This is a genomic window from Francisella adeliensis, from assembly GCF_003290445.1.
In the GTDB taxonomy this organism is placed as follows: domain Bacteria; phylum Pseudomonadota; class Gammaproteobacteria; order Francisellales; family Francisellaceae; genus Francisella; species Francisella adeliensis.
The window spans coordinates 1865990-1879269 of record NZ_CP021781.1 but is presented as its reverse complement, the minus strand read 5'-3'; the positions used below and the strand labels follow the sequence as shown (position 1 = coordinate 1879269).

The window sequence follows — 13280 nt, the reverse complement described above, 5'->3', positions numbered from 1 at the left end:
TTTCTAGTGTCTAAAGTGTCTCATACCTGTGAAGACCATTGTGATACCAGCTTTATTAGCAGCATCGATAACTTCTTGATCATTCTTTGAACCACCAGGTTGGATAACTGCTGTAGCACCGGCCTTTATGCACTCTTCTAAGCCATCAGCAAACGGGAAGAAAGCATCAGAAGCAACTGCAGAATCTTTTGCACTTTCGTGAGAATTAGCTTTTTCAGCACCAATTCTAGCAGAGTCTACACGAGACATTTGTCCAGCACCGATACCTACAGTTTGAGTGTCACGAGCGTAAACAATAGCATTTGACTTAACAAACTTTACTGTCTTCCAAGCAAACATAAGATCAGCCCATTCTTTTTCAGTAGGCTGGCGATCTGTAGCAACTTTACAGTCTTCTATAGAAACACCACCGTTGTCATAAGATTGAGATAGTATGCCACCATGAATGTTTTTATTAATCATACGGCTAGATTTTGTGTCAAATGTTTTGCCTGTTTCTAGTACACGTAGATTTTTCTTTGCTGAAAGTATTTCTAGAGCTTCTTTAGTATAACTAGGAGCGATGATTACTTCTAAAAACATTTTACCTAAAGACTGAGCCCACTCAGCATCTACTTCGCAGTTAAATGCTACAATTCCACCAAAAGCAGAAATTGGGTCGCAAGATAATGCTTTTTTCCAAGCCTCGTGAGCATTTGCACCAGAAGCAATACCACAAGGGTTAGCGTGTTTGATGATTGCACAAGATGGCTCATCAAATTCACAAACCATTTCAAAAGCACCATCGGCATCGTTTAGGTTGTTGTAAGAAAGCTCTTTACCTTGTAGCTGTTTTGCATTTGTGATGCTGATAGTGTTTTTATCTGTAGAATATACAGCAGCTTTTTGATGTGGGTTTTCACCGTAGCGTAATACTTGCTCTAATGTACCAACTGTAAATAGCTTTTGAGGATGCTCTTCTTCTAATTCTTTGCTAAACCAATTAGCTATATGACTATCATACTCAGCAGTGTGAGCAAAAGCTTCTAGTGCAAATTTCTTACGAGTATTAAGAGTAGTATTACCTTCATTTTCAGCCATTTCTTCTACTACTTTTGCGTATTGGCTAGGGTTCGTAAGAATAGTAGTGTGCTTGTGGTTTTTTGCACATGAACGAACCATTGAAGGGCCACCGATGTCGATGTTTTCAACGCAAGTATCGTAGTCAGCACCAGAATTTACAGTATTTACAAAAGGATATAAATTTACTACAACCATATCAATAGCACCGATACTATTCTCAAGCATTGCATCTAGGTGTTCTTGGTTATCTCTATCTGCTAAAATACCACCGTGGATTAGAGGGTGAAGAGTTTTTACACGACCATTCATTATTTCTGGAAAATGCGTGTGATCAGAAACATCTGTAACCTCAAGCCCTTCTTCTCTAAGAGCTTTAGATGTGCCACCTGTTGAAAGGATTTGGACATTATATTTGCTTAGCTCTTTAGCAAATTCAACTATACCAGTTTTATCTGAAACAGACATTAAAACGCGTTTTACTCTCTTAGACATTTTTTTTCCTTGTGGATTGTGATGGTGAAGACAAAATTTGTGGAAATTATAACAATTTTGAATATTAAAATATAGATTTTGTGGTTGAGCCTTTTAGCTATCAATTTTAAACTCATTTTTCGAGCTAGAAACAGTTGTTGATTTTGTGAAGTAAACTTTATACTAGCAAAATAATAGCTAATATATTAAAATAACACCATCTAAACTTTAATTTTCACAAGATTCAAATAGATGTCAAATATCGTAATTGTAGGTGCTCAATGGGGCGATGAAGGTAAAGGCAAGATTGCTGATACTTTAGCAGAAAAATCAGACTTAATAGTTCGTTACCAAGGTGGTAATAATGCAGGGCATACACTAGTTGTGGATGGTAAGAAAACTTTCTTGCACTTGGTACCATCTGGTGTGTTACACAAACATACTAAATGTGTGATTGGTCATGGTGTAGTTGTAGATCCTGTTGCATTAGATCAAGAAATCACTAGATTACAAGAGACAGGCATTTCTATTAGTGGTGAGAATTTACTTGTGTCTGGTTCATGTACAGTTATTACTTCTTATCATAAAATTCTAGATGCAGTACGTGAAAATAGTGCTGTTGAAAAGATTGGTACTACAGGTAAAGGCATTGGTCCAGCTTATGAAGATAAAGTTTCTCGTAAGGGTATAAAGTTTGCTCATTTATTTGATAAAGAATTATTAAGGTCAAGACTAGAGTTAGCATTGATTGAAAAAGAAGCTTTGTTTAAAGATTTATATAAAGTTGATTATCCTAGTATAGATGAAGAGTTAGAAAGACTATATTCATTAGGTCAAAAATTAAGACAATATGCCGCAGATACTTTCTCTATAATCGATCAAGCAATAGCAGATGGTAAAAATGTAGTTTATGAAGGTGCTCAAGGTGTACTTTTAGATGTAGATTATGGTACTTATCCATTTGTTACATCATCAAATACTTCTGTAGCAGGTGTTTACTCTGGTGCTACTACTGCAGGTGATAGTCTTGATCATGTGATTGGTATCACAAAAGCATATGTAACTAGAGTTGGTGAAGGACCTTTCCCTACAGAGCTTTTTGATGATGTTGGTGACTTTATTCAGCACAAGGGTGGTGAGATTGGTGTAACTACTGGCCGTACGCGTAGATGTGGTTGGTTAGATTTGCCATTACTTAAGTATTCTGCAAAATGTTCAAACCTTACTTCTATAGCTATTACTAAGATTGATGTTTTATCTGAGATGGATTCATTAAAAGTATGTGTTGGTTATAAATATAAAGGTAAAGAGATTGATTGTGCTTACCCAGGTATAGATCTATATAAAGTTGAGCCAATATTAGTTGAGCTTGAGCCGTTTACTATAGAAGATGAAATTACTCTAGAAAATATGCCGAAAGAACTTAAAACATATTTAGATATTATCGAAAAGCATATTGGTATTCCTATTTCTGCATTGGCTTATGGTCCTTCGAGAGAGCAGATTTTGTTTTTAGAAGATTATTTTAATAGAGGTTAATCAGATGAGTTTTGCGGTAGATAATACTGAAGTATATATAACTGCTGGTGAGTTAGATAAAGAAATATCAAAACTAGCAGCTGAAATAAATAAAGATTTTGCTGGTCAAGAGATAGTCCTTATTTGTGTGTTAAAAGGCTCATTTATGTTTTTTGCAGACTTAACAAGAAAGCTTGATGTAGATCTTCGTACACACTTTGTTACAGCTTCATCGTACGGATCTGGGACTGTTAGCTCTGGTAAGGTTATATCAACTATAGATTCTTTGAAAAAAGAATATATAGAGGGTAAAAATGTAATTATAATTGAAGATATAGTCGACACAGGCCATACATATCATAGATTAGTTGATGGCTTAAATCAGCTTGAGCCTAAAACTCTAAAATTTGCGACACTATTGTTTAAGCCAGCAAGGCTAGAAAGAGAAGTCGACTTAGACTATGTTTGCTTTGAAATTGAAGACAAATTTATAGTTGGCTATGGTTTAGACTATAATGATAGATACCGTCAACTACCTTATATAGGTTTGATGAAAAACCTATAGAACTGCCTAAAAACTAGTAGCCTCTAGTGAAATTCTCTTTTAAGAAGTTTATTGCTAATTTCCAAGATCTTTGATCTGAAACTTTGTTGTATACAGTTCCAAATTCAATGTCATTTGCCTTAGGGTTAGTAAAAGCATGGTATGTGTTGCCGAAAGTGTGTAATTGCCAGTCAGCTTTTCTTGATTCCATCTCTTGTTGGAAGTTATACACATGTTCAGGCGTTACCATAGGATCATTATTGCCATGCAAAACTAAGACTTTAGATTCTATATTTTGTTCTTTAGTTATGTTTGACTGAAGAAGCCCATGAAAGCTTATTACAGCATTTAACTCCATGTTTGCTCTTGCCATATCTAAGACACATCTACCACCTAAACAGTATCCTATTGCTGCAATATTTGATTTGTCGACTCGGTGCATTTTTCTAACAACACTAAAGGCAGCCCTTAATCTTGTCATAAGAGCATACTTATCCTCTAAAAGATTGTTCATTAAAGAGGCATTTTCATCCTTTGATTGTCCGACTTTACCATCACCATATAAATCTAAAGCAAAAGCTAGATAGCCTCTTTTTGCTAGTAGCATAGCCTTATCACATGCAAAACTATCTCTTCCAGCCCATGTAGGAGCTATAATGATAGCAGATAAGTGAGCACCTTTGTCTGGATAAGCACAGAAACCTTTTAAAAGTACATTATCAGCACGATATTCTATTTCTTTTGTAATAACCATATTTTTAATATATAAGAAATCTTTTTAGATGGAGGTTATTATAAAGGCAAATGATATTAAATGAAATGGATACTATAACTAAAAATACTAGAAATCACCATGTTTTTTTTATACCTTAAAGTCAGTTACGAATATAACTTGTTTTTAAGAATACTTGCTATGTAAAGAGCACATATAATTGTTGTTATAAAGAAGCTAATAGGTACATCAATATAGTAGGCAGCGACAATGCCAAGCCATACAGTCATGACTGATATAACACAGCTTAAAACTATCGGCTTATAAAAGCCATCTACCCATTGAGTTGCAATCGCTGCTGGACCTATAAGTAATGAAAAAACCAATAGAATTCCTACAACTTGACAAGCCATTGATACGGTGATTGAAATACATATAAATAAGAGTATAGATAGTAATTTGTTTGAGATGTTTTTAGACTCAGCAAAAGTTGGGTCAATCGAAGATATAAATAGTGGTCGAGCAATGAAGCCTAATAAAATAACTGTAAATACTGCTAAGCCGAATAATACATATATTTGCTCAAGAGATACTGTAAGGATATTTCCCACAAGAATTGTCATCACAGAGCCAGAGTAACCATTTTGATATAAAAATAAAAAGTAAGTTCCTAGGCCTAAGAAAAATGTTAAAACAATACCTATAGCGATATCATTTTTTTTGATTTTATCTCCAAATGCACCCATTAGAATACCGGCAAAGAGATTTACTGTTAGCTGACCTGTAAGGGCTGAAAGATTTAAAAGAACAGCACCAGCAGCACCAGTTAAACTTATATGTCCAAGAGCATGGGAAGCAAAAGAAAGTCTACGAATAATTACAAAAAAACTTATTAAACCACAGATAAAAGCGATAATAGTTCCAGCAATAAAAGCATATTGCATAAAAGTATAACTAAACACAAATATCCTCCTTTAAGCAAGGCATTTCATCGCAGTAATGGCAATCTCCATCTTTAAAGTGTATAAATGAGTCAAGCTGAGTGCTTATTTCTTTCATATCATGAGAAATTAATAGCAACGTAATATTTTCTTTTGCATGAATTTCTTTTAAGCAACGCAAAAATTCTTGCTTAGCATTTGGATCAAGATCAGATAATGGCTCATCTAAAAGCAGTATTTTTGGCTCATTAATAAGAGCTTGCATAAGATATATGCGCTTTTTTTGACCACCTGATAAGTCTTTGAAGGGTCGAGATATATAGTCTTGAGTTTGTGTCAAATTTACAAGATAGTTTAATTTTTGCTTAAAGCTTTTATTAAAAAATGGCAATCCCCAAAAATTTGGTTTGTAACTATACTTTACAAGTGTTAGACCAGAAGTTTTTTCTTCATGATTGACATCTCTTTCTTGAGGAATATAGCTTATTACATCAGTATCAAATTTTTTATCATCAACAGTAATTGTGCCAGATATACTAGGAATCTTACCAAGCATAGTCTTAAAGAAAGTTGACTTTCCAACTCCATTTTTACCAACAATACCAACCCAAGCATTAGTTGGGATGTTTAAATTAATAGGCTTACTTAAAGGCGTATTTTTATAACCAATAATAAGGTTTTGGCATTTAATCATTTTTTGGCGGTTTCTTCTGCAGATTTTTTTGATTGAGCTAGTGCTTGTTGAGTTTCATTAAGAGTATCAACCATCCATGAAATAGCATCTTTATCTGTTGGCATAGTTTCAGTAACTCCAACAACAGGTATACCCTGTTTATTTGCTAAATCTAGAATGTTTTTGGTAGTATTGTCTGTTACTTGTTTGTTATAGAAAAGCACTTTAACTTCATTGTTTTTAAGTAAGTCTTGATAAGCAATCATCATTTTTGGACTTGGTTCAGAGTCATTCATAATCACCCATTGGAAGTCTAAACCTTTAGTTTCTAGACCAAGAGCTTCTTCCATATAACCAAATACAGGTTCTGTAGCTGTTACAGGTGTTCCAGAGTAGTCTTTTTTGATAGCTTCTACAAGGCTATCAACTGTTTTATATTTGTTGTTAAATTCTTTAAGGTTCTTTTGGTATAAAGAATCATCTGCCTTAACTGTGTCTATTTTTGAATAAACTTCTGTAAGTTTTTTAGCAAGAGCAGGGAAAGTTTCAGGCTTATACCAAAGATGTGGGTTTATACCAAGATTAGATGTTTTTTTGAATTCTGCTAAATCTTGAATTTTAATAACAGTAGCTTTTTTATTACTTTTCAATATTGGTTGTATCCATGAGTCATAATCAGCGCCGTTATATATAATTACATCAGCATTAGCTAGAAGCTTAGCATTCTTAACAGATGATATGAATGTGTGTGGGTCACCGTCGGCATTATTTATTATATTTGTAACGTTCACACTATCTCCACCGATAAGTTTGGCAACACTACCGTACTGGTTTTCAGCTGCTACTACATTTAGTTTCGCATTTTCAGCGAATGCTGTGAATGAGAGGCTTACTAAAGCAAAAATTATTAAAAATATTTTTTTCATAATGGTATTGTTTGAGTGAGAGGTTTTAAAGAGAATGATAAGTTAAATAGAGGCAGTAGTAAAGTTTTATCAATTAGTCATTTGTATCTTTTATAAAAAGAGCAATGATAAATGATAAAAGCATGAGTAGAGGAATAATGCATAAAGCAATCTGGAATGAGTATAGGTCACTATGATGGTGCCCTAGACTTTGGATGATAAACCCGGTAACAGGCTGCAAAACACCACCACTTAAAGGCAAAAACATATTTACTAAAGCTAGAGCAGTAGCTATTCGGACAGGAGCAACACTCTTTCGTAAAGAAGAGTAATTAAGCACATGGACAGCTTGTATCCCACCAAAAAGTATGCATAAAATAAATGCTACATATAGACTGGTATTTAGGTAAAGAAGAGAGATAACGACAAATATTCCTAGCAAAGGCGCAAAAATCAATGGCTTAGCTTCACTGTTTATAGCTGTTGCAATTATTCCCCATATGGGACTAAATATAGCAATACCAATGAAGATTAAAGAGGTACATAGCCCAGCTGTTTCTTGAGAGAATCCTATTAAACCAAGGTAACGGATTCCCCATAAGTCTGCAAATAGAACAGTAGTCCCATATATAGTAAAGCAGTAAAAACCGTGAAGCCATATTTGTTCATTTTTCATGATTTTTAAAAGGTTTTGGACTGCGCTAACTTTTCTTTTCTGTATTGCGGGCTTAGTTTCGTAGCTAGGGTGAATTTTGATTACAAAAATACTAAACAGAAGTAAGACTACGGAAACTAAAAATACACCACTCATTATCACGGATATAGAGGTATATTTAGCCATAATTACCAAAGGACCGGCAGATAGTGTTGCACCAAGATATAAAAAAAACTGTGTAAAACCAGTAAATATTGGGAAATAACGGTCTGGTAACCATAGTGCAATACTTTTTAATGCACACAAAAATGCAAATCCACCACCTATACCAGCAAGCACTCTATATAAGATAATCATATTGGGAGAGGTTGACATAGATGCTATGAAAATTGCAGTTGAGAATATTATAGAGCTAGCTATCATAATTCTCTTGATACCGTATTTATCAACTAACATTCCAGATGGGATCTGAGCAACTACATAGCTTAGGTAAAAAGCTGAGCTAGATAAAGACATTTGCTCAGGTGACATGTTATAGGGAAGAACAGCATATGAGTCGTAAAGAGCTCCGCTAGATGAACGAATAAAGTATTCAAGTGCGTAGAAGAATGCGCATATAAACCAAATTGAAATGCCTAGAGCTTTTAATCTTTCTTTATACATATTTATAGCAGCCTGTGTTAGAAATATTTATGTAAAATATAAAGTACATACATTTATATTAGGCTATAGTTATGATGAAGGCAATAGATTTAGGTTTGATTTGAAGAGTTGTTAGGAACTTTACTTTGTTGATATAGGGACTATTCGAGTGTTATTTCCTGATTCAAATATGGTTACTTCATCACCGACACTTAAACCTTTATTCTCTTCTTGAAGTACAGCGATAGATTTGCCAGTATTTAGTTGGATTACAAACTGAAATGCGGTAGAGGATGTGATTGCTTTTTCTGTAGCCCCACCTGCGACACCACCAACTAGAGCACCTCCAATTGAGCCAGCTATGCTTGTTAGCATGTTTCCACTACCAGCTAGAGCGCCACCAAGTCCACCTGCAAGACCACCAACACGAGCACCGACATTATCTTTACCCTTTACATTTACTTTTTGAATATCTATGATTTTTCCTTGCACTACATTTGAGACCTGCCCGATTGAGCTGGCAGAATAGCTAGGATCATTACTAGCACAACTCGTTAAAAGAGTTGTTACAAGAAAAAATAAAAAGAATATTTTTTTCATAAATAAACCCTTAGTTTGAAAGTTTAGATGCTATATCAGAGACTCTTTTGCCAAGTGTTTTGCATATTTTGATTTCATCGTCAGATAGCGTTTTGTTTGTAGAAAATGTATTTAGATGAGAAGCTCCATAAGGAGTACCTCCTGTACGAGTGGTTTCTAATGCTTGCTCGCTATACGGAACGCCAACAATTAAGCAGCCATGATGAATGAAAGGTATCATCATTGATAGAAGAGTGCTTTCATGTCCTGCATGCATTCCAGATGCTGCGGTAAAAAAGCCTGCAGGTTTACCTATTAAGCTCCCTTTAAACCAAACATCGGCATGCTTTTCTAAGAAGTACTTTAATGGAGATGCCATATTTCCAAAATATGCCGGTGATCCTACAATCAGGCCGTCGCAGCTTATAAGGTCTTCTTTAGATGCATACAAGTCGCCTGTTTCAGGAATAACAGGGTCTACCTGCTCTGTATTTGCGGAAAGATTTGGCACTGTTCTGAGAATAGCTGTTGCACCTGTAGCCTCTACTCCAAGAGCAATAGTTTCAGCCATTTTCTTTGTACTTCCACCCTGGCTGTAGTATAGTATTAGTATGTTTTTCATTGCTGTACTTCTATGTTTGATATTAAATTATACAAAAAATATTTACCAGTGTTTAAAAACTACTGGATTTGGGTTATAAAAGAGTATCTTCGTAAAGATTGCCCCACTGTAGCAGCATCAATGACTCTTGCAAGTTTGTTTGCTATAGTACCAACTTTTTTTATTATAATAAATATTTTGAATACTTTTAATGTATTTAATCATCTTTCTGGTGAGATTCAGCAGTTTTTGTTCTCTAATATGCTTCCAGATACTGCAAACACAGTTCAACAGTATATTGTATCTATCTCAAGCAAAATGACTACACTACCTGTAACTTCGGTGTTTGTTTTATTGATAGTTATTTTTATGATGATAAAAAGACTTGAGAAAACTTTAAATAAAATATTTTATGTAAAAAAACAACGCTCATTGGTACAAAGTCTGCTTGTTTATTGGGCTTTAATGTCAATGGGGCCATTGCTTCTTGGTTTTATATTTATTTCGAGTACTTATGTGCTTTCGATGACTTTTTATTTTAAGGATGTCGGTTTAGAGCAGTATCTTTTAAGTGCCTTGTCGCTGATGTTTTTAACAGGTGGTTTTTTTGTAGTTTATAAGATTTTGCCAAACACAAAGATCAGCTCCTCTATAGCTTTAGCTTCAGCATTTATGATAGCAATAGTGTTTACTGTGGCGAAGAAAATATTTTCTCTATATATGATTTATGTACCGACATATTCTGTTATTTATGGCTCACTTTCTTTAATTCCTATATTTATACTGTGGGTATATTTAACTTGGCATATTACTCTTTTAGGTTCTGTGATGATCAGAGCAATACAGTATATGAAAATCACTTTTGATTTTAAAAGAGAGGTTAAAAATGATGATTTAAGTATAAGCATAAATATGCTTAGCGAGTTATATAAAGCACAGAAAGATTTATCTAATGGAGTATCTATAGATGACCTATATAAGAGGCTAGATATTGCTGACTATGATAAGATAAAATCTATACTGTATACCCTTGAGGAGCAAAACATTGTCCGAATAGGAGCACATGATATTTGTTATTTAAATTGCGATGTTTTTGATCTTAGTTTGAGAAAAATATATATCGCTTTCAATCCTACATTAAGTTTAAAAAACTCTTGTGTTACGGCATTAAATACAGTTAAATCAGATCTGTATCAAGACCTTGATATTAAACTATATGACTGTTTTAAAACTGAAGGTGACTAAATGTTTATAAGTTTTCTAGATTACTCAGCATTGATAATCAATGTTCTATATACTATTTATTTGGCTAGACTAAAAATATGGTCATGGTCTTTAGGTATTGTCGGGGCGGTATTGTTATTAATTCTTTTTGCTATTAAAGGGACTTATTCTTTGGTTCTCTTACAGTGTGTATATGTTATATTTTTTAGCTACGGTTGGTATAAGTGGCATACACAAGGTATTGATAAGGGCGATCAAGTCATAAGGTGGATGAAAGCGAAAGATTATATTCGTTATATTTGCTACATTATTATGCTTTGTGCTTTAGGAGTTGGTTTTAACTATATTACAGGTTCAAAAGATATTTTATCTACAGGATTGCTCACAGGTATTACATTTGTTGCTGTGATTATGACTATTGAAAAATTTATGGAAAATTGGATTATTTGGATAGTTTCAGATTTGTATTTTGTTGTTGTGATGTACCAGCAAGGTTTACATGGCCAAACGATACAAAACTTCATATTTTTCTTAACAGCAGTTTATGGTTTTTACTATTGGCATAAACATTCTTCCAAAGTAAAATGATAGTCAAAGTTGCTTTACAAGTTCCCCCTAATTATCTATTAGATTATAGTATCGATAGTGAAGTAAATCTTTTTGACAGAGTGCTTGTCCAAGTTGGAAAACGCCAGCTTATTGGTTTTGTTGTAGTTAAAGATGTTTCTATTGATTATCCAGTAGAGAAAGTTAAGCCAATTACTAAAATAGTCGATAGCCCTATAAGTATTGCAATACAGAAACTTATTTATTGGATAGCCGGATACTATTGTTGTGATCTGTATAATGCTATTCGTTTAGCTCTACCTAATGATTTTTTCAAAAGCGAAATAATAAAGCCTCAAAAAGAGACTTTTATACTTAAAAATTCTCAAACACAAGAGGCAAGACTTACTGTAAAGCAACAAGCAGTATTAGATGTCTTTGAAGAGGATCAAGCAATTAAGTATGAAGACTTAAAGTCTAGGTTTTCACTCAATATTATCTCTCGTCTAATAGATAAAAATATACTCATAAAAACAACAGAATTAAAAAGTATAGCTAGCTTAAGCAGTGATCAAGACATAGCTAAAAAGCTTAATGAAGATCAACAAACTGCTTTTGAAATAATATCAAGACAAGCTAGTTTTAAGACTTTTTTGTTATATGGTGTAACAGGAAGTGGTAAAACAGAGGTTTATTTACAAGCTATTCAAAGAGTGCTTGATAAGGACAAACAGATTTTGGTGCTTATTCCCGAGATAAACCTTACACCCCAAACTCTTAAACGCTTTGAACTAAGATTTCCTACGAACAAGATTGTTACGCTACATTCAAAAGTCTCAGAAAAGACTCGCCTTACAAGTTGGTTGAATATTCGTAATGGTAAAGCTGATATTGTTATTTCAACTCGTAGTGGAGTATTGTCAGATTTTAAGAATTTAGGCATGATTATAGTTGATGAAGAGCATGATAGTTCTTTCAAACAACAATCTAGTACGATTCGCTATAATGCTAGAGATGTTGCTATTTATAGGGCTAGTCAGCTTGATATTCCTGTGGTTTTAGGTAGTGCAACACCATCGATAGAAAGCTACTTTAACTGTAAAGCAGGCAAATATGAGTTACTAAAGCTTAAGTCTAAAGCTCTAAATAATTTTTCAAATGAAGTCAGATTGATAGATCTTAAATCATCAATTGTTGACAATGGTATTTGTAGTATGTTATTTGATGAACTTGGTAATAACATCAACGCTCATAGTCAATCATTAGTTTTTATAAATAAGTTGGGCTTTGCTAAGGCCTTGGTTTGTAAAAGCTGTAATGTTGCTGTGGAGTGTAAAAAATGTGATAAACCATACACACTACATACACACCCTTATCAGTATTTACAGTGTCATTTCTGTGGTACACGCAAGCCAATTGTTACAAGCTGTCAATCTTGTGATGAAGGTGAGCTTTTTACATATGGTACAGGTACAGAAAAGGTTCAATCTCGCATAGAGTCAAAATTTCCCTATAATAAAATTATAAGATTTGATCGTAACAATATAAAAACAATAGATGACCTTGATGAAGTTAACAAAATGATTAGCTCAAATATGGTTGATGTGATTGTTGGTACACAAATGATTGCTAAAGGACATCATTTCGCAAATATTACACTAGTTGGACTCATAAATATTGACGCTGGACTTTACAGTACAGATTTTCATGCTATAGAGAAAACAGCTCAACTTATAGTGCAAGTTTCAGGAAGAGCAGGGAGAGCAGATAAACCAGGTAAGATTCTATTACAAACATATCAGCCAGAAAATAAGTTGTTACAGTTGTTGGTCAGTAGTGATTATTTAGAGTTTTTAGATTATCTGCTTGAGCAGCGAGAGTATGCAAAGTATCCACCTTATACATTTCAAGCTCAAATTTTAGCAGAATCTCGCAATGAGCAAGCGGTATTAGAGTTTTTAAGTCAACTTTACACTAAACTAGCAAAAGTTGAACAGATTCAAGTATCAAAACCATTGCCTGCACTACATTTAAAGAGAAATAATACCTATCGCTATAGCTTGCTACTGACATCATCAAATCGTAAACAAATAAATAGTGTAGTAAACTGGGTTAGAGAGAATGTTTTAAGTGATGTGTCTAGTACTATTAAAGTTTATTTTGATATTGATCCAATAGAGTTGTCTTAGTTTAGCTTTTTATTCATA

The 13280-nt window shown here is 33.8% G+C and carries 13 protein-coding genes; 5 read left to right on the top strand and 8 right to left on the bottom strand.

Annotated features, from left to right (window positions below):
- Positions 1-3 precede the first annotated feature (3 nt).
- Entirely contained in the window at positions 4-1554 is a 1551-nt protein-coding gene (gene purH / locus CDH04_RS08960; protein WP_112870690.1) for a bifunctional phosphoribosylaminoimidazolecarboxamide formyltransferase/IMP cyclohydrolase, read from the bottom strand.
- Between the two features lie 231 nt (positions 1555-1785).
- Here purH and CDH04_RS08955 point away from each other — a divergent pair, with 231 nt between their 5' ends.
- Complete coding sequence (locus CDH04_RS08955) at positions 1786-3072, top strand: adenylosuccinate synthase (RefSeq protein ID WP_112870689.1); 1287 nt, start codon at positions 1786-1788, stop codon at positions 3070-3072.
- A gap of 4 nt (positions 3073-3076) precedes the next feature.
- The gene (hpt, locus tag CDH04_RS08950; protein WP_112870688.1) at positions 3077-3616 is read left to right on the top strand and encodes a hypoxanthine phosphoribosyltransferase; all 540 of its coding nucleotides are present in this window, start codon (positions 3077-3079) and stop codon (positions 3614-3616) included.
- 13 nt (positions 3617-3629) lie between these two features.
- Here the strand turns inward: hpt and CDH04_RS08945 are convergent, their stop codons facing one another.
- From CDH04_RS08945 to wrbA, 7 genes are all read right to left on the bottom strand, one after another.
- The gene (locus CDH04_RS08945) at positions 3630-4349 is read right to left on the bottom strand and encodes a dienelactone hydrolase family protein (protein WP_112870687.1); all 720 of its coding nucleotides are present in this window, start codon (positions 4347-4349) and stop codon (positions 3630-3632) included.
- Between the two features lie 125 nt (positions 4350-4474).
- Complete coding sequence (locus CDH04_RS08940) at positions 4475-5251, bottom strand: metal ABC transporter permease (protein ID WP_112870941.1); 777 nt, start codon at positions 5249-5251, stop codon at positions 4475-4477.
- 10 nt (positions 5252-5261) lie between these two features.
- Positions 5262-5942, bottom strand: a complete 681-nt coding sequence (locus CDH04_RS08935; protein ID WP_112870686.1) for a metal ABC transporter ATP-binding protein — start codon at positions 5940-5942, stop codon at positions 5262-5264.
- Complete coding sequence (locus CDH04_RS08930; protein ID WP_112870685.1) at positions 5939-6847, bottom strand: metal ABC transporter solute-binding protein, Zn/Mn family; 909 nt, start codon at positions 6845-6847, stop codon at positions 5939-5941. The genes CDH04_RS08935 and CDH04_RS08930 overlap by 4 nt, the downstream gene beginning before the upstream one ends.
- 73 nt (positions 6848-6920) lie before the next feature.
- Positions 6921-8144 carry an MFS transporter gene (locus tag CDH04_RS08925; RefSeq protein ID WP_112870684.1) on the bottom strand — a complete coding sequence of 408 codons (1224 nt, stop codon included), beginning with the start codon at positions 8142-8144 and terminating at the stop codon, positions 6921-6923.
- A gap of 120 nt (positions 8145-8264) precedes the next feature.
- Entirely contained in the window at positions 8265-8723 is a 459-nt protein-coding gene (locus tag CDH04_RS08920) for an outer membrane lipoprotein (RefSeq protein WP_112870683.1), read from the bottom strand.
- Between the two features lie 10 nt (positions 8724-8733).
- Entirely contained in the window at positions 8734-9324 is a 591-nt protein-coding gene (gene wrbA, locus CDH04_RS08915; protein WP_112870682.1) for an NAD(P)H:quinone oxidoreductase, read from the bottom strand.
- A 12-nt stretch (positions 9325-9336) separates the two neighbouring features.
- Here wrbA and CDH04_RS08910 point away from each other — a divergent pair, with 12 nt between their 5' ends.
- Genes CDH04_RS08910 through priA form a run of 3 tightly spaced genes read left to right on the top strand, consistent with a single transcriptional unit; the run spans position 9337 to position 13262 of the window.
- Complete coding sequence (locus CDH04_RS08910; protein WP_112870681.1) at positions 9337-10548, top strand: YihY family inner membrane protein; 1212 nt, start codon at positions 9337-9339, stop codon at positions 10546-10548.
- Positions 10549-11115: a nicotinamide riboside transporter PnuC gene (gene pnuC / locus CDH04_RS08905; RefSeq protein ID WP_112870680.1), complete on the top strand. Its 567-nt coding sequence runs from the start codon at positions 10549-10551 to the stop codon at positions 11113-11115.
- Positions 11112-13262 (top strand): replication restart helicase PriA, encoded by a 2151-nt coding sequence (priA, locus tag CDH04_RS08900; RefSeq protein ID WP_112870679.1) that lies wholly within the window; start codon positions 11112-11114, stop codon positions 13260-13262. The genes pnuC and priA overlap by 4 nt, the downstream gene beginning before the upstream one ends.
- The last annotated feature ends 18 nt before the right edge of the window (positions 13263-13280 follow it).

Coding starts and splice junctions, on each gene's coding strand:
- purH (WP_112870690.1), bottom strand. CDS start 1,554: ATGTCTAAGAGAGTAAAACGCGTTTTAATGTCTGTTTCAGATAAAACT.
- CDH04_RS08955 (WP_112870689.1), top strand. CDS start 1,786: ATGTCAAATATCGTAATTGTAGGTGCTCAATGGGGCGATGAAGGTAAA.
- hpt (WP_112870688.1), top strand. CDS start 3,077: ATGAGTTTTGCGGTAGATAATACTGAAGTATATATAACTGCTGGTGAG.
- CDH04_RS08945 (WP_112870687.1), bottom strand. CDS start 4,349: ATGGTTATTACAAAAGAAATAGAATATCGTGCTGATAATGTACTTTTA.
- CDH04_RS08940 (WP_112870941.1), bottom strand. CDS start 5,251: ATGCAATATGCTTTTATTGCTGGAACTATTATCGCTTTTATCTGTGGT.
- CDH04_RS08935 (WP_112870686.1), bottom strand. CDS start 5,942: ATGATTAAATGCCAAAACCTTATTATTGGTTATAAAAATACGCCTTTA.
- CDH04_RS08930 (WP_112870685.1), bottom strand. CDS start 6,847: ATGAAAAAAATATTTTTAATAATTTTTGCTTTAGTAAGCCTCTCATTC.
- CDH04_RS08925 (WP_112870684.1), bottom strand. CDS start 8,144: ATGTATAAAGAAAGATTAAAAGCTCTAGGCATTTCAATTTGGTTTATA.
- CDH04_RS08920 (WP_112870683.1), bottom strand. CDS start 8,723: ATGAAAAAAATATTCTTTTTATTTTTTCTTGTAACAACTCTTTTAACG.
- wrbA (WP_112870682.1), bottom strand. CDS start 9,324: ATGAAAAACATACTAATACTATACTACAGCCAGGGTGGAAGTACAAAG.
- CDH04_RS08910 (WP_112870681.1), top strand. CDS start 9,337: ATGTTTGATATTAAATTATACAAAAAATATTTACCAGTGTTTAAAAAC.
- pnuC (WP_112870680.1), top strand. CDS start 10,549: ATGTTTATAAGTTTTCTAGATTACTCAGCATTGATAATCAATGTTCTA.
- priA (WP_112870679.1), top strand. CDS start 11,112: ATGATAGTCAAAGTTGCTTTACAAGTTCCCCCTAATTATCTATTAGAT.